Annotated in this window: 22 protein-coding genes and 1 tRNA gene; 10 read left to right on the top strand and 13 right to left on the bottom strand. The window is 49.5% G+C overall.

Features of this window, described 5'->3' with window-relative positions; all coding sequences use genetic code 11:
- Positions 1 to 96: 96 nt before the first annotated feature.
- Positions 97 to 654: a lipocalin family protein gene (locus tag BOC67_RS17755; RefSeq protein ID WP_291912002.1), complete on the top strand. Its 558-nt coding sequence runs from the start codon at positions 97 to 99 to the stop codon at positions 652 to 654.
- A gap of 106 nt (positions 655 to 760) precedes the next feature.
- Positions 761 to 1,204, top strand: coding sequence for a hypothetical protein (locus BOC67_RS17750; RefSeq protein WP_291912001.1), 444 nt, complete (start codon positions 761 to 763; stop codon positions 1,202 to 1,204).
- Between the two features lie 71 nt (positions 1,205 to 1,275).
- Here BOC67_RS17750 and BOC67_RS17745 read toward each other — a convergent pair whose 3' ends face one another.
- From BOC67_RS17745 to BOC67_RS17725, 5 genes are all read right to left on the bottom strand, one after another.
- A complete protein-coding gene (locus BOC67_RS17745) occupies positions 1,276 to 1,695 on the bottom strand; it encodes an organic hydroperoxide resistance protein (protein ID WP_291912000.1) in 420 nt (139 codons plus the stop codon).
- Positions 1,696 to 1,782: 87 nt separating this feature from the next.
- Positions 1,783 to 2,559 carry an alpha/beta hydrolase gene (locus BOC67_RS17740; RefSeq protein WP_291911999.1) on the bottom strand — a complete coding sequence of 259 codons (777 nt, stop codon included), beginning with the start codon at positions 2,557 to 2,559 and terminating at the stop codon, positions 1,783 to 1,785.
- Between the two features lie 58 nt (positions 2,560 to 2,617).
- A complete protein-coding gene (locus BOC67_RS17735; RefSeq protein WP_291911998.1) occupies positions 2,618 to 3,385 on the bottom strand; it encodes a thioredoxin family protein in 768 nt (255 codons plus the stop codon).
- Positions 3,386 to 3,404: 19 nt separating this feature from the next.
- Complete coding sequence (locus BOC67_RS17730) at positions 3,405 to 3,857, bottom strand: hypothetical protein (RefSeq protein ID WP_291911997.1); 453 nt, start codon at positions 3,855 to 3,857, stop codon at positions 3,405 to 3,407.
- Positions 3,858 to 3,864: 7 nt separating this feature from the next.
- Positions 3,865 to 4,788, bottom strand: a complete 924-nt coding sequence (locus BOC67_RS17725; RefSeq protein ID WP_291911996.1) for a heme-binding domain-containing protein — start codon at positions 4,786 to 4,788, stop codon at positions 3,865 to 3,867.
- 255 nt (positions 4,789 to 5,043) lie between these two features.
- Here BOC67_RS17725 and BOC67_RS17720 point away from each other — a divergent pair, with 255 nt between their 5' ends.
- From BOC67_RS17720 to BOC67_RS17710, 3 genes are all read left to right on the top strand, one after another.
- A complete protein-coding gene (locus BOC67_RS17720) occupies positions 5,044 to 6,066 on the top strand; it encodes a sensor histidine kinase (protein WP_291911995.1) in 1,023 nt (340 codons plus the stop codon).
- Positions 6,063 to 6,806: a LytTR family DNA-binding domain-containing protein gene (locus BOC67_RS17715; RefSeq protein WP_291911994.1), complete on the top strand. Its 744-nt coding sequence runs from the start codon at positions 6,063 to 6,065 to the stop codon at positions 6,804 to 6,806. Before BOC67_RS17720 ends, BOC67_RS17715 begins: the two co-directional genes overlap by 4 nt.
- 120 nt (positions 6,807 to 6,926) lie before the next feature.
- Positions 6,927 to 7,003: transfer RNA gene (locus tag BOC67_RS17710), tRNA-Pro, on the top strand.
- A gap of 150 nt (positions 7,004 to 7,153) precedes the next feature.
- Here BOC67_RS17710 and BOC67_RS17705 read toward each other — a convergent pair.
- The gene (locus tag BOC67_RS17705) at positions 7,154 to 7,495 is read right to left on the bottom strand and encodes a helix-turn-helix domain-containing protein (protein WP_291911993.1); all 342 of its coding nucleotides are present in this window, start codon (positions 7,493 to 7,495) and stop codon (positions 7,154 to 7,156) included.
- 83 nt (positions 7,496 to 7,578) lie between these two features.
- Between BOC67_RS17705 and BOC67_RS17700 the strand changes: the two genes are divergently transcribed.
- On the top strand, positions 7,579 to 8,379 hold the full coding sequence (locus BOC67_RS17700; protein WP_291911992.1) for an SDR family oxidoreductase: 801 nt from the start codon (positions 7,579 to 7,581) through the stop codon (positions 8,377 to 8,379).
- Between the two features lie 50 nt (positions 8,380 to 8,429).
- Here BOC67_RS17700 and BOC67_RS17695 read toward each other — a convergent pair whose 3' ends face one another.
- From BOC67_RS17695 to BOC67_RS17675, 5 genes are all read right to left on the bottom strand, one after another.
- Complete coding sequence (locus tag BOC67_RS17695; protein ID WP_291911991.1) at positions 8,430 to 9,413, bottom strand: hypothetical protein; 984 nt, start codon at positions 9,411 to 9,413, stop codon at positions 8,430 to 8,432.
- 79 nt (positions 9,414 to 9,492) lie between these two features.
- On the bottom strand, positions 9,493 to 9,852 hold the full coding sequence (locus BOC67_RS17690) for a DUF2200 domain-containing protein (protein WP_291911990.1): 360 nt from the start codon (positions 9,850 to 9,852) through the stop codon (positions 9,493 to 9,495).
- Between the two features lie 93 nt (positions 9,853 to 9,945).
- Positions 9,946 to 10,686, bottom strand: a complete 741-nt coding sequence (locus BOC67_RS17685) for a hypothetical protein (protein ID WP_291911988.1) — start codon at positions 10,684 to 10,686, stop codon at positions 9,946 to 9,948.
- Entirely contained in the window at positions 10,667 to 10,981 is a 315-nt protein-coding gene (locus tag BOC67_RS17680) for a hypothetical protein (protein ID WP_291911986.1), read from the bottom strand. The genes BOC67_RS17685 and BOC67_RS17680 overlap by 20 nt, the downstream gene beginning before the upstream one ends.
- Before the next feature lie 60 nt (positions 10,982 to 11,041).
- Complete coding sequence (locus BOC67_RS17675; protein ID WP_291911984.1) at positions 11,042 to 11,800, bottom strand: DeoR/GlpR family DNA-binding transcription regulator; 759 nt, start codon at positions 11,798 to 11,800, stop codon at positions 11,042 to 11,044.
- A gap of 52 nt (positions 11,801 to 11,852) precedes the next feature.
- On the opposite strand from BOC67_RS17675, the gene nudK reads away from it, so the two are divergent.
- Together nudK and BOC67_RS17665 are read left to right on the top strand one after the other, a co-directional pair.
- Complete coding sequence (gene nudK / locus BOC67_RS17670) at positions 11,853 to 12,431, top strand: GDP-mannose pyrophosphatase NudK (RefSeq protein WP_291911983.1); 579 nt, start codon at positions 11,853 to 11,855, stop codon at positions 12,429 to 12,431.
- A gap of 62 nt (positions 12,432 to 12,493) precedes the next feature.
- Entirely contained in the window at positions 12,494 to 13,033 is a 540-nt protein-coding gene (locus BOC67_RS17665; RefSeq protein ID WP_291911982.1) for a hypothetical protein, read from the top strand.
- Between the two features lie 196 nt (positions 13,034 to 13,229).
- Here the strand turns inward: BOC67_RS17665 and BOC67_RS17660 are convergent, their stop codons facing one another.
- Positions 13,230 to 13,814, bottom strand: a complete 585-nt coding sequence (locus tag BOC67_RS17660) for a hypothetical protein (RefSeq protein ID WP_291911981.1) — start codon at positions 13,812 to 13,814, stop codon at positions 13,230 to 13,232.
- A gap of 85 nt (positions 13,815 to 13,899) precedes the next feature.
- Positions 13,900 to 14,511, bottom strand: a complete 612-nt coding sequence (locus BOC67_RS17655) for a DUF2185 domain-containing protein (RefSeq protein ID WP_291911980.1) — start codon at positions 14,509 to 14,511, stop codon at positions 13,900 to 13,902.
- Positions 14,512 to 14,588: 77 nt separating this feature from the next.
- On the opposite strand from BOC67_RS17655, the gene msrA reads away from it, so the two are divergent.
- Together msrA and BOC67_RS17645 are read left to right on the top strand one after the other, a co-directional pair.
- Positions 14,589 to 15,077 carry a peptide-methionine (S)-S-oxide reductase MsrA gene (msrA, locus tag BOC67_RS17650; RefSeq protein ID WP_291911978.1) on the top strand — a complete coding sequence of 163 codons (489 nt, stop codon included), beginning with the start codon at positions 14,589 to 14,591 and terminating at the stop codon, positions 15,075 to 15,077.
- Between the two features lie 240 nt (positions 15,078 to 15,317).
- Entirely contained in the window at positions 15,318 to 15,506 is a 189-nt protein-coding gene (locus BOC67_RS17645) for a hypothetical protein (RefSeq protein ID WP_291911976.1), read from the top strand.
- Positions 15,507 to 15,633: the final 127 nt, after the last annotated feature.

Below are 15,633 nucleotides of genomic sequence, written 5' to 3'. Positions count from 1 at the left end.
AATATACACAGGCCCCTGAACAGGAAACTGAATGCCAGCGCCGCTTTCCGGGGCTGGCATTTGCTTTGGAGGCTATTCCGCTAAAACATCATTGCTATGGCCATGCGTAAGAACCTGCTTATAGGAGGCGCCGCAGCGGTGGCTGCTGCCGGCGTCGCGCTCTACCTGAAAGGGCGTAGTGTTTCCATTCCCCGCGGCGCTACCGCCGTGCAGCCATTCGACCTCGCGAAATACCTGGGTAAGTGGTATGAAATTGCACGGAAGGACTACCGGTTTGAAAAAAATATGAGCAATGTAACGGCTACCTACAGCCTCACGCCTAAAGGCGAGGTGCGGGTGGATAACCGCGGCTTCGACGAAGCGGCGGGCGAATGGCGGGAGAGCGCAGGCAGGGCGAAATTTGTAAAGGATAAATCCCTGGGGAGATTTATGGTGTCGTTTTTCCCGTTTATCTGGGCGGGTTATAACGTCATTGAGGTGGATGACGACTATCAGCATGCGCTCGTCGTGGGCGATAACCTGGATTACATCTGGTTCCTCTCGCGTACGCCGGAATTGCCGGAGCCGGTGAGGGAGCGGTTTATGATGAGGGCAGAGGAGTTGGGGTACGGACTGGGTTCGCTCATTTGGACGGTGCATGACAGGGGCCTGTAGGACCGGCCGCATCATTTGCTGCAAAAAGAACTAATTGTGAAATTTCCTCCATTCTTTTTGAAAATCGAAAAACAACGCTTTATTTGCCCTACTAAACCGGAATGTTATGATATTGGAAGTGCAGCCATATGTAAGGCTTGGTCAATATAAAATCGGGGCGGGGAAGCAGGAGATCAGCCGGCAGCTGGGCGATGACTCGCATGACGAAGCCGGGGAGGCATCCCGCGAGGCTTATCCGCACCTGGGGCTGACCTTTGATTACAACGAAGAAGGCCGCTGCGTGAGCATTAGCGCGGCAGTACCCGCCGCCGCCGTGTATGAAGGCATGAACCTGCTGGAAGTGAGCTTTGCGGCGATCAGGGAACGTTATCCGAACTATACCCGCATGGGGAATAACGCAGTGCTGCTGATGGATATTGGCATCGGGCTGACGTTTGGGAACCCTGATCACCTCGACAGGCAGACGCCTAAGCAGGTGAGCGTGTATGCGCGGGATATTATAGATGAACAGGTGAGGGATCTGGAGAGCTGGTACCGGATGTCGTGCTAAACAGAGATGTAATTATATGCAAACAGGCAGTGAAATTTTCACTGCCTGTTTTTATTTATGAAGATGGTTGGTTAAACCAGGTTGATGGCAACCGGTATATTACTCTTTACCGCTTTGGAATACGGGCAGGTGTTATGGGCGGTGTTAACAATCTGCTGCGCCACCTCTTTGGCAAGGCCGGGCAGTTCTACGTTTAGGCGTGCCTGTAAGCCGTAGCCGTTTTCGGAAGTGGCGAGGTCTACTTCCGCATTTACCGCTGTATCAGCCGGGAGTTTGATGCCGAGTGTATTAGCCGCAATGCCCATGGCGCCGATGAAGCAGGCGGACCAGCCGGCAGCGAACAGTTGTTCAGGATTGGTGCCTTTACCGCTACCGGGCACGCCCAGTTTGATTTGCAGTTGCTGATCGCTGCTGGTAGCTGCGCCTTCGCGGCCGCCGGTAGTACGTGTTTTACCTGTGTATAATACTTTGGTGTTGGATGTTGTTTGCATGATTTTATTATTTAAAAAGGTGATTGGATGATTGATTTTATTATTGTTGGATGATTGTTGCGAGCTGGCTGCGATGATCATTGTTGTTTATTGCTGTAAACTCGCTGCAATAATCACTTTTGCCACTGCTTCAGGCTGAGAGATAAACACTGCGTGACTGGCTTTGATAGCGGTCACTTTGTCGCCCGCTCTTTCATACATTTTACGCTGTACCCAGGGGGACAATGCATGATCTTCTGTAGACAATACCGCATAGGAAGGTTTGGTTTTCCAGGCGGCGTGAGTCACCGGCGTGGCGAAGCAGGCGGCGTAGATAGGCGTTTGCGAGGCGGCCATGAAATCGGCTTCTTCTTTACTCAGGTCGGCAGCGAATCCTTTGTGGAACTGCTTTCTGTCGAAATACAGGATGCCGTTTTCATCCGGAGGAAGGATGCCGGAGCCTTCCATTTTAGGCGCTCCTTCGGATTGCTGTGCGGTGTTTTCACCGGCATCCGGCTGAAATGCCGCGATGTACACCAGGGAAGCCACTTTAGGATGTACGCCTGCCTCGGTGATCACCGTGCCGGCCCAGGAGTGGCCTACCAGCACGGTGGGGCCGTCTTGTTTGTCCAGCGTCCTGGTGGTAGCGTCCACATCATCTTTCAGGGAGGTGAGCGGATTTTGTACTACGGTTACGTGATAACCTTTCTCTGTTAATATTTTATAGAGCTTTTTGAATCCTGAACCATCCGCGAAGGCGCCATGCACGAACACGATGTTTTTGATGGGCTTGTCGCCAGGGCCCGCAGCCAGTACGGAAAGGGCGGGGATGCATAAGCAGACGAACATAGCGATCTGGAAGAACTGGGCAAATGTTTTTTTCATGTGAATAGTGTTTTAAGAATTGCCGGTTTTAGTATAGCCGGTACAGTGATAATTATTATTAGTTGAGTTTTGTTTTTGCTGCTGCAATGATTTTACCGTCGCTGTTGCGTTGGAGGAACCCGATCAGTTCCCAGTCCTCCGCGTTGAAGCCGGCGGGGGTAGGCACCAGGGCCAGGCTGGACCGCTTAGGATCAATGGTGGTGAGCTGTTTCACGATCTGCACATGCGACAATTTCCGTCCTGCATTTTCACCTGCTCTTACATTGCTTTGCGCATTTTTTTGCACGAGTGCCAGGAGTAGCCGGGTATTTTTTGGAGAAGCCAGGGGCGCCCAGGATACGGACAGTCCGCCTGCTTCCTGCGAGGCCCGTAGGTTCAAACTCAGCTGCGGCGTGGCTTCCAGGGCCTGGTTGATGGCGTAGGTGATGTTGGCTACGTCGGAGCCTACATACTGACTGGCGCCATTGACAATAATCTGCGGCGTATAGACGGTGTTGAGGTTGAGCCAACCGGCGTATGCTTCCTGTCTTTCCGAAAAAATATGCTGGCTAAAGCTGTCTTTCCAACCCTGGTGATCCCAGTAGTCCACATGGAAGGCGAGGAGGTACAATTGTTTTCCATCAGCTTCCTTTTCCAGTTTGGCCAGCAGTTCATCGGCCGGCGGGCAGCTGGAACAACCTTCGGAGGTAAAGAGCTCCACTACGGCGAAACCTTTGGAGCTGTCGGCCGCGGCCACAAGCGGGCGGTTACTGTTGCTGTACAGCGGGTTGCAGGCGGCGAACAGCGCGGAGAATGATAATGCGGCGGAGATGATTATTGCTTTCATATGATGAATGTTTTAAGAATCAGTAAGGATCGCATGGATACCATGCGCGGTCTAATGTTTGGATAAATTGCGTTCTGGCGGCGGCGTCGGCTGGCGTATAGGCGGCCTGGTTATACACATCCACGGAGTAGGCGGGGGCCTGCCCTTTGGCGGTAGGCTGCATATTTACCGTTTCCACGCGGAGCAGTTCCCCGTTGATATAGCTGCCGAACCAGAATTTGCTTTCCTGTTCCCGGTAGGTGACGAGCTTATACGCTGCTTCCGGGTTGCTGGCTGCATTTTGTCCCAGGGCCGCTTTATTGCCGTACAGCATGGATACTTCGTTATCCTTTTCGTTGATGACGGTGGTGATGACGTGCAGTCCGCTGTCGTTAAAGGCAAAAGGGCGTATGGCCGGTATGTCTTTCTTTTCAGTGCAACTGGCGATGGTAAAGGCCAGTGCTGCGACGGTGAATAGGTTGATAACGCGCATGGCTATATTAGTTTAAGGTGGAGAGATCGAAGATGCCGCCTGTTTTAGCTGCCGCCCTATGGCAGGAGGCGCAGGATTGAGCTTCCAGCAGAGTAGGGGAAGGCTTAAGGGCAGGCGTTTCAAACTTTGCGTAGCCCCAGCCGCCGGTTGTTTCGTAGCGTTCGGCGTTTCGGACCATGTATTGTACGTTCAGGAATTTGCCGGGTTGGATGATTCCGTCCTTGTCCCGCACTTTTTCCCATACTACCTTGGCGATGATGGCGCCGTCCGGCCATGGGTTGATCTGCTTGTTGCGGATGGCCTGCATGGCGATGGGATTCGCGTACATGACGCGCATGGTGGTATTATCGAACCGGGAGGTGGTGCTCATTACCTGCCATTGCCTGAATTCGGGCATAAACTGTATGCCGGTGGGCGCGGTAGGCAGCGCTTTGGGCAGGGCGGCTGCGGTTTGCGCTACGCTGTCCTGTTTTACGGCGGTTACGTTTTTCTTTTTGGTGAGCAGGTAGTTGCGCAGGGTGCTGAGTTCTGCGGCGCTTACCTTTGCATCGCTATGCACGGCGGCATAGGAAGGGAGCGGCATTACGCCGGAGTTGATCATATTATACGCTTCCCAGAGCGCTGCGTCCTGCGCGGCGGGGGTAAGCTTATCCCATTCGGAGAAGTTGAGATGCTTACGGGCGGTAAGGATATCTTTTCGCACGAGGGAGGCTACGCCCGGCAGCCTGTCGAACCATTTCAGGTGTACCGTGTTGGAATGGCATGGGTAGCATGCGCGGCTGAAGATTTCCTTTACTGCAGCAGGCGCCTGGAGGTCGCCGGTAACAGGAGGGGCGTCTACCACCCTGGTCGTGAACGACAATGCTGCCGTTACTACGAGTGCGATGCCTGCGGATGCGCTGATAATTTTGAGCCGGTTAGATATTTTCATATGCCGAAGTATTATGACACAAAGAGAAGGATTGTTGGCCCGGCGTTAAAACGGAATACCCTGTATCCGGCAAAAACAGGGGTGAGGCGGACAGATTCAGGGCTGAACAGCCAGCTGGTTTTTCAAGGGAAAATCGCCTGCTGATAATGGGTTGCCGGGTTTGCCGGCGGTATTGTCCGGTTCAGGGGGCAAATGGCCGGATTCGGCCCTGATTTGTACCCCGGGGAGCGGAATTACGATTATCTTTGGCACACTATGAAGAAAAAGCAATCATTTAAAATATCGGGCAGGATCATTTGGTTAAGCTCCCTGTTCCTGGGAGTCATTGTTTCCTTGCCCAGCCTGATCCAGCACCAATACAACCTATACGAGGTGATAGCGAATTCGATGATCACCTTTTTATTTTCATTGTTTGTATGGTATTTCAATATATATACCTTGCCGGTGTACACCTCTAAGGAGATTGCCCGGGGCTTTGCCATTTATCCGCTGGTGAGGAACCTGCTGGTAGGCGTGGCCGTGATGTTCCTGTTATCGTACATCCAGCAGCAGATACTGACGCATATTAATTTCGGGCCGGTGATGCTGATGTTTGAGGTGAGGGGGGTGTTGATCAACCTTACTTTTTACATGTTCATTCACCTGCTGTATCAAACCTACCAGGGGCAGCGGGTCAGCATTGAGCTGGAACGGACTAAAATGGATAACCTGGCGGCCCAGTTTGAGTTGCTGCGCCAGCAGGTGAACCCGCATTTCCTGTTCAATACCCTCAACACGTTAAAGTACATGGTGGAAAGCGGGGATGAGAACAGTGTGGATTTTATCCTGAAACTTTCCGATTTTTACCGTTTTACCCTGGAAAACAGGAAGCTGGACCTGATCCGGATGTCCGAGGAGCTGAAGATACTGCAGGCGTATATTTATTTGCTCAAGGCCCGCTTTGAGCATGGGTTTGAAGTGGACCTGCAGATCAGCGAACAGCACCAGGCCAGCTCCGTTCCCCCGTTTACGTTACAGCTGCTGGTGGAAAATAGTATCAAACATAATGTGGTGTCGCCGAACAAAACCCTCTATGTAAGGATTTATTCAGAAGGGAATTATATTGTGGTGGAGAATAATGTGCAACCCAAGATCACGCCGGAGTCATCCACCGGTATTGGCCTGGAAAATATTAATGAACGATATCAACATCTGTTGGGTAAGAATATTGAAATCTTGCCGGCGCCTACAAAATTTATCGTAAAACTTCCTGTAATCGATGAGGATAGTAATAATTGAAGACGATTAAGGCGGCGAAGTCGCTGGCAGGGCTGATTGCGAAAATCCGCCCGGAAGCCACGGTGGAAACCATGTTACATAGCATTGAACATGCCGTCAGCTATTTAAATTCCAATCCGCCGCCCGACTTGCTGTTCATGGACGTACAGTTGTCGGACGGCCTGTGCTTTGAAATATTCCGGCAGGTCAAGATCACCTGTCCCGTGATATTCTGCACCGCTTTCGGCGAGTATTCCATGGACGCCATTAAATCCAACGGGGTGGACTACCTGCTGAAGCCTTTTTCCGCTACCGACCTGGAAGCCGCTTTTGCGAAGATGGATAACTTCAGGAACTTCTTCCAGCAGCGGGAGCAGTCGGACTGGCAGGAGCTGATCCGCCGGCTGGACAAGCCGGAAGGCAAGACCAGTTTCCTGATCTTCCACAACAACAAGTACATCACGGTGCGTACGGAACAGATAGCCTTCATTTATATCAAATATGATGCGCCGTACGTCGTTACGTTCCAGCAGCAGAAATACATCATCCCGCAGACCCTGGAGCAGCTCCAGGCTCAACTCTCTCCCCGCCAGTTTTACCGGCTTAACAGGCAGTATTTAATCAATTTCGATGCGATTAAGGAGGTGGAGCATTACTCCGGCCGCAAGCTGGCTATCCATCTGGCAGTGCCGGCGGAGGAGCAGCTGACGGTAGGGAAGGATAAGATGACGCAGTTTTTGCAGTGGATGGAGAATAGGTAGGAGGCAGGGAGCGGCTGGGCAATCCCTGGGGGGAGGGGTTTGGTCCACTGGTACTACGAGAAATTTTTTTTGAGAATATTTGCCGGAAACAAAAAGATTTATAATTTAGCCGCATCCAAACGGGATGTAGCGCAGCCCGGTAGCGCGCTTCGTTCGGGACGAAGAGGCCGCTGGTTCGAATCCAGTCATCCCGACCAGGCAGGACAAATGGGGGAATTTCCCGTTTGTCCTGTTTTTTTAACCACAGCGTGTATATAATGCAGCGCTGTCGCACTGGTCCGTCAACGGTTAATTTGTACGGATACACCAGGCAAATTACTTTCCCCCGCTTTCAGGCAATAACTCCGTTACTTTCCACTAATCTTTTTCTTGTGCTTTCTGCCCCAGTTTTCCAGTGGTTTTGCAATTTCTTCCAGGCCCAAGCCATAATCAGTTAATGCGTATTCAATTCTAACAGGGTAGGTGTCCACCACTGTTCGCTTAATCAATAGGTTTTCTTCCAGGTGTTTTAATTCTTTGGATAAAACCCGGTTGGTAATTTTCGGAATAGCCTTCGAGATATCGTTAAACCGCTTATTGCCGCTGTAAATGGAGAGGATAATAGGTATTTTCCACTTGCCGCCAATTACAAACATGGTGTCCTGGATGGCATTGATTTTTTCCTGGAATCGTTTTTCTCCATTTGTCATAAGTTAAGTATCCTTTTGGATACAAGTATCAAAGATATACTTAATGATTTTACTTTTACATCATAAACAAAGTAATTAATAATATGAAGACCATCTTTATAACAGGCGCCTCATCAGGTATCGGGAAAGCGACTGCCAAATTATTTCAATCGAAAGGATGGCACGTCATTGCTACCATGCGGAACCCTGAAAAGGAAACAGCCTTAACCCAGTTAGAAAATATAACTGTCCTGCCGTTAGACGTTACAAATGTTAAGCAAATAGCATCAACCGTAGCCACGGCTGTTTCATTAGCCAAAATAGACGTGGTAGTGAATAATGCCGGTTATGGTTTGATGAGTTCTTTGGAAGCCTTGACTGAAGACAATATTGTAAAGCAGGTGGACACGAATTTTTTGGGAACAGTGCGTGTTACAAAAGCATTCATTCCTTATTTCAGGGAGCGCAAAAGTGGTTTGTTTATTAATGTAACTTCCATTGGCGGGCATACAGGCTTTCCTTTTACAAGTATTTATAATGGCACAAAATGGGCGGTAGAAGGTTGGAGCGAATGTCTGTCAATTGAATTATCAATGTTTGGAGTTGGCGTTAAAACGGTGGCGCCAAGCGCTACAAATACAAATTTATTTAGCCACCATTCAGACGTAGCACCGCTTCCGTATTACGAAGCAGTTGAAAAGAAAATGTTGGGTATGATTAAACCTGCAAGTTTACCCGAAGAAATTGCGGACGTAATCTATGAAGCGGCAACAGATAACAAAGACCAGCTGCGATATTTTGCGGGTAAAAGCTCACAGGCGATTTATGACAGGCGTATGGAAATTGGGGCAGAGGCATCAAGAAAGGAAATTAAAAGCATATACTTTGACGGGTTAAAAACGTAAATAAAACCAACCGGCCCGGTATCAAGCCGGTTGGTTTTATTTAAAGGGTCTTATGAATTTCCCGCAGGGGTATTCAGTTCCGCCAGGATCTTATCCCGCTGGTCGCGTAATTCCCTTAACGCGGCATTCAGGGAGTCCATGGTGGTATAGAAATTTTTTTCCAGGTCCGCTTTAACCTGCAGGAGGTCGCTCTGCGTGCCGTCTTCCGCAACTACTTTGGAGGGGTCCATTTTGTTGCTGACGATGGTGTTAATGCTGGCGGTGAGTTCCTTATTGGCTTCGGAGAATTCAGACTGGGATTTGGCGATCTGGGCGGTGAGCTGCGTTTCTATACAGTTGAAGAGGCCAACAATGAGCGGGCGTATTTTCTCCTTCTGCTCTGTTTCCAGTTTCTTACCATTTTCGTTGATGTTATCAGCAACCTGGTTGATGACCTGGGCCTTTTTCTCCAGGCTGTCCGAAGGGCCTTCCTGTGGAATCGGGTTTTGGAATTTGAATTCCGGGATGCTGAGAATGACATCCTTGCGCTGCATCTTGATTTCCGGGATTTTGGTGACGATTTTAGAAACCGCCATTTTTACTTCCGGGAATTTGAATGAATACTTTTTAGTGCCGTTCGTAATTACGAGGGTTTTGGTTTTGATACCGAATCCGACTTCCGTTACCTTCCATTCGCTCTTGCTGTAAGGCAAGGAGAAGGATTTTGTTTTCATCGTGAACTGCGGTACAGTCATGGACATTTCCTTGTTGCGCATGGTAACTTCCGGCACATCGAAGGAATAGCGTTGTTTCTTAAAGGTAATGTCCCCGGAGATGTTTACCCCGTCGGTTTTGAAACCGGTGTCGCCGGTGCTGTCCGGGATCAGTTTTTCCAATTCTTTCGATTGGGCTTCCAGGTCAACGAACCTGGCCTGGTAAAGTTTTTGAAGCTCATCGAGTTTTGCCTGCTCATTGACGCACTGGGCATTTGCCAGCAGCGAGGAGGATGCTACAATAGCGCCGGTCATCCAGCATTTCAGTAGGGATACTTTCATGTTTATGGGATTAAGTGAATAAAATAGACGATTGGGGAGGGGTATCAGGGATTGCCGCAGGCGTTGTAGCAGCCAGACGTTAGCTGCGTAATATTTTCTCCATTTTCCGGCCTTTTGCCAGTTCATCCACCAGTTTGTCCAGATACCGGACTTTTTGCGTTAAGGGATTCTCGATTTCTTCCACACGGTAGCCGCAGATCACGCCTGTAATGAGATGGGCGTTGGGATGTAGCGTTGCCCGGTCAAAGAAGGTTTCAAAGGTTGCTTTTTCCGCTATTAATGCTTCCTGTTGTTGCTTGTTGAAGCCAGTCAGCCATTCGATCACCTGTTGGAGCTCTTCTTCGGTCCTGCCTTTTTTCCCGACTTTTTCCACGTACAGGGGGTACACGGAGCCGAAGATCATTTTGGCGATGCGCTGGTCGTGAGTATTGGAAGTCATAATTGTATGGATCAGGTTGAAAAAGAATGTGGATTAAAAATACCTTCTTTTTTTGAATAATGGAATTTGAGGAGGATGGAGAAATTGGTTTATTTAGAAGTCAAATTTTGTTAATATGTAGGTAAAAAACCAGGCAGGGATTTCATTTGTTTCAATTCTTATGATGTTATTGTTTTCTATCTCTGCAATCAGCCTATAAGCTTCCCCGGAATTATCAAAGAAAAAGCATCTGTGACAAAATGGAAGCATGTCTGCAACCAAATCCATGGATCGTGAATAACGCTCCCGGATTTTTTGTTCATTCACAGGGTGACCTCCTTTCTCAACTCTTTGTCTAACGCGGTTTACATTAATATCTGGTGATTCAGTGGAAATGAAATACAGATAATTCTTAAATCCGGCCAGATGAGCATTTCGGAAAATATCCAATTTGGAAGGATGGGACATTACTGTTTCGAATGAAAAAGTTTCTCCCTTAATAATTAATAAACGCCTTAGAAATTCTGTAATTAATGCTGCTTCGTAGCTATTGGAGTCAACTCCGGTCTTAATTACGTTATTGGAGAGTTTCAAATCAATTACGTAACCTTCACTTTGCGCTTTTTTACGCAGGGAAGAATTTTCAAGGTATGCTTCAAATGAAGTCGTATCGGATTGCAGGTTGAAATCTCCCAGGTTAACAAAACCTTTCTCTTTGGAAGATTTTTCAATGTCATCCGCATTTATATATATCCCTGTTTGATAAATTTTCTGGATCTCTTTTATGATTGTACTTTTACCCGAACCATTAGGTCCGGCAAAAACACGCATTCTCTTAATTTTTTCTCCGGACATGAATTACCGCTCCTTTAACAAGGTTCATTTTTCTGAATTGCTCCTGCTGTATCGTATGGACTTGGGACAGTTTTTTGGTAGTGCCATCCGGCATCTCCATTACCACCCACCCATCCCTTACGATGGTAATGGGCAGATTCAATGCTCTATTCTCGTTTATTGCGTTTGAAGCCGCCTGGCGTCCGATATTGTTTAAAAAATCTGCCGGCATATTAGCTTCAAAATCAAGAAGTTTGGAAACTCTATCTCTTCTGCGATTTTGAAAGTATTTAGCTCTGCTATGTTTTCCAGCCATTTTTTATCTGTTTAAGTCGTTCCTATAAAGGTACAAATTTGTTGCAAGTCTAACCAATGATTAACTTATCACTTTCACCCCCTTCTCACTCAACGCCTCCTTCTCCCGTACATTCACCTCCTTATCCGTCACCACCACATGCACCGCCGACAACTTCGCAAACTTCAAATAACTGTCCCGCCCAATCTTAGTCGAGTCGCAAAGCACAAACACCTTATCCGCACCGGCCGCCATAGCGCTGCTAATCCCGGCCTCGGTTTCACTGAACGCCGTCAGCCCGCTTTTGGCGGACAGCCCATCCGTACCGATAAACGCCTTATCCGCATGGTAGCTTTTAATATGCTCCACCGCCTTGCTGCCGTGGATAGCTTTGCGCGCCCCGTCCATTTCCCCGCCGGCCAGGTTTACCTGTATCCCCGGCAAATCCATAAAAGCCGCCGCCACAGGGAGGGAATTAGTGATAATGCGCAGGGGAGTAATATCCTTTAAATGCGCGCACATAGTAAACACCGTGCTGCCACAATCCATGAAAATGGTATCTCCCGGCTTTACCATCGCTGCCGCCAGTTTCCCGATGTATTTCTTTTTAGCGGATGCCACGTTTTCCTTGTCCGCATAAGCAGTGAAGGGATGCCGCACAGGGGCCTTCATCGCCCCGCCATGGGTGCGGATCAGCAGCTCTTCCTCTGCCAGCTGCTGCAGGTCCCTGCGGATGGTAACTGCCGAAATGCCCAGCGCATCGGCAATTTCCTGCACTTCCATGCTTTCCTTTTTGTCCAGTATCCTCAGGATTTGTTTTTTTCTTTCCGGGTATCCCATTTTGAATTACATTTGATAAAAATAATCAAATTTGATCAAAAGTAATCATTTTATGAATCCGGAAGTAAAGATTGTTTCAAAAGAGGTCCTGTCGGACAACTGGTACACGCTGTATAAAGTAAAGTACGATTATAAAAACAGGCGGGGCGACTGGCAAGCGCAGACGCGCGAAGCGTACGACCGTGGCAACGGCGCAGTGATATTGCTCTTTAACCCCCTTACGGGCAACGTAATCCTGACGCGGCAATTCCGTCTCCCCACCTATATCAACGGTAACCCCAGCGGTATGCTGATAGAAGCCTGCGCAGGCCTGCTCGATGAAAACAACCCCGAAGCGTGCATCCGCCGGGAAGCAGAGGAGGAAACCGGTTTCCGCATCAAAGACGTTAGGAAAATATTTGAGGCATATATGTCCCCGGGATCAGTTACCGAAATATTGCATTTCTTTATCGCCGAATATACGCCCGACATGAAAGCCGGCGACGGTGGCGGGCTGGAACATGAGCAGGAAGAAATTGAAGTGCTGGAACTACCCGTGGAACAGGCGATGGCAATGATTGACCGCGGAGAGATAAAGGACGGTAAGACGATCATGTTGTTGCAGTACGTAAAACTCCATGGGTTGATGTAGGCGGGTATTATAAATTTTCCTCCCTATCTTTGCCCCTCATTTTTCATCATAACCCAAACACTATGCAAAAACACTGGAACCTGCTGCTGGCAGTACTCTTCTCCTGGACGTTAACCTCCTGCACGCCTGATTCTCCGCAAAAGTTTTTTGAACAAGCCGTACTCAATACCAACCTCGTTAACGACTTTGACCCGAAAACATTTGGTAAATCGCTGGAGCAATACACCATCGAATATCCCAACGTACCCGCAAGCAAAAAGAAAGGCAACGAAGCGCAGGAAGTCGTAAACATGAAAGTGCTGTCCGTAGAACGCGCCCTTAAAAACATCAAGGCCCTCAGCGCTACGGACGACGAAACAAAGGCGATCAAGGAAAACTCCATCGCCCTCTTCGAAACCGTGCTGCCGGTGTATAAAAACGAATACTTGCAGTACGCTAAACTCTGCGACCAAAAAGGCCCGGCGGACCAAAAAGCGGCCCTGCTGGATAAGATCGAGCAAAACTATGCTCCCAAAGTGTACGAACTCCTGGACGCCCTTTACCAGAAAGGTAAAGTCTATGCGGAGAAAAATAATATAAATGTAAATTGGGGGAGAAATTAACCGCATCGCCGCTGCGAAGTCCCGTCCTATTGCCATCGGAGCCACGCCTGGTTCCGATGGTAGCATTCCCCGCTAATGCTTTCACCCTTAAGATAAACCCCTTGCTTTAAACCCCCGGGATGACTGCAAAGTCCATAGCCGGATTTTAACCTGCCTGCCGCCAACTCATCCGCCTTAGCAACCGCACCGCGGCAACTCAGCCAAAACAAGCAGCAATACCGCTGATCTCTTCCAGCACCCGCGTTGCTATATCCTCCTCTTGCACGCTCGCCTGCTCCAGCAGCACAGCGCATTGCAGTAATATATCCGCCGTATAATAGAGCCAGGAATAATACGCCGGCCCGAAGTTGTATTCCTCCCAATTCATTTCATCCTGCTCTTCGCTCACAAATGGCGGCCAGAGCTGCGCTTCTGAGAGCAGCTCCCGGATATCCCCGGGTACCTGGGGCTTTTCCTTGTTCCTGAACCCTTCCAGCTGAAACCGCGTTGCCTTCGCTACCGCCAGTATCTGTTCCGTAATGAGTCGCCGGTGTTCGTGCCGGAATCCCAGCAAGCGGAAAAGGAACAATAGGGAAAACGGCGTCGCCATTATAATCCCATCCTGGTGTTCAATATTGCCGCCAATGTTCAATATGGCAGCCTTTTGCGCCATCAGGTGGCCGGCAACGGCGTCCCTGAAATACGCCGGGAAATTCGTGGCACGGCCATACCAATGTACCACGCGATCCCATGGGATGTCATCTATGCCAACAGAAAAATAATAATGCCTGTTTGAATTCATCTCCTGCAGATTATTGGAAATTCATGATTCATCAGCTAAGGCTTATGCTCACCATGCCGAAAGCTCCGCCCTGAAATCCCCCTCATTACTCCTCCTCGCTCTCCTCATCCGCCACCGGCACAAAATCATTCGCGGCCGCATCCCATTCAAACGCCGGATGGTCAGACGCAAATACAAACTCCAGCCGCGGCTCTATATGCAGCACTTCCTCCAAACTGATCAGCGTCGCATTCCCGGGGTCAGCCAGGTAGGCCTCATCCTCATCCCCATGAAACAGCTGCCAGCCGCTGTCCTCCGGGTTGTCCGGCTCCGCGCACAGCGCCCAGTTGACGGCCCCTTTCTCCAGCGCACGCAGGGTGATGATCGCCATTTTAGCGGCGTCAAACCGGGGCTGCACAAGGATCGTAGCAATATGCTGACTGTTGAAGAGGATCACGTCCCCTTTGTTCAGGTCCTTGATGTAATGCGGTTGATTGTTTAAATACCCTTTGAACTGATCGCCGTAAATCTCTGCAATCTCCACCCACATCCTTTCAGCCCGGCAATTATCCGGCGTCGTGAAGTTGAATACAAAAAACAGCCGCACCAGGTTGCCCGGTTGCAGACTGGCAATTTCCTCCGGCGAGGGCGCCAGGAAATGACGAGGGTACAAAGCAGCTTCCTTACGGATATCCTGTAAATAGTACGAGGCGGACATAGATTCAATTTGCCCTGCAAGTTATTATTTTCCTCCCCAAAATGAACTACCTTCATCCTCCACAAACGACAAATAATATGAGTACCGAAAAAGCCATTCTCGCAGGTGGTTGCTTCTGGGGAGTAGAAGAGCTGATCCGCCACCAGCCCGGCGTTACCGCCACCGTAGTGGGGTACACCGGCGGCGATGTGCCGAATGCCACCTACAGAAACCATGGGACACATGCCGAAGCCATCGCCATCACCTTTGATCCTGATATACTGCCTTATCGCAAACTGCTGGAATTTTTCTTCCAGATACATGACCCTACCACCCGCAACCGGCAGGGCAACGATATCGGCACGTCCTACCGCAGCGCTATCTTCTACCTCAGTGAGGCACAACGCCAAACAGCCGAACAGCTCATTGCGGAAATGAACGCCTCCGGCAAATGGCCCGGCCCGATTGTTACAGAGGTGGCGCCCGCCGGCGACTTCTGGGATGCCGAAGAAGAACACCAGGACTACCTGCAGAAGCACCCCTTCGGCTATACCTGCCATTACATCCGCCCGGAGTGGACATTATAAAACCTCCTTTACTGCCTGCCCCGCGCAGGCAGTATCTCCCCCTTCATACCCCCGTTTTAACAGTTCATGCCCCAATATTTACGTTTAAGGCGGAAAATACACCGCTGTTTGCCGTTTAATCGCCAAATTTGTAAGTAAGTCCGGCTGCAATCGGCTGCCTGATCATCTCCGAATCCAGTATCGAGTTCCCGGACAGCGTTACCCGTACCAACAGTTTGTCCGCCGTATCTAAAATTTATTTTGGGAGAAAATAACCGCTACTACATCCAACATCCATCGGGACTGGTGCTGACGGCCGGCGGCCAGCTGCCGGATCACAACGCCGTGCTGACCTTTTCGGAGTGCAGCCGGAGCGTATGGCAGCAATGGGAAGTCGTTCCTCCGCCGGGCATGGTATGGGGCCGGGTGGCCGATGTAGCCATTACGTAAAACGCAAAAAAAAAGGCAGCAATAGAAATGAAGTGCCCCCAAAAAGTTAGACACTTTTGGGGGCATTTTTTATGGATAAAAGAGTCAGATACAGTTATCAGCAGAAACTGTCCATTGTCAAGGCCAT

It is taken from the genome of Chitinophaga sp. CB10 (assembly GCA_001870995.2).
Lineage (GTDB): Bacteria > Bacteroidota > Bacteroidia > Chitinophagales > Chitinophagaceae > Chitinophaga.
Note: the sequence above shows the minus strand (reverse complement) of the source record. Positions and strands in the feature narration are given on the sequence as shown.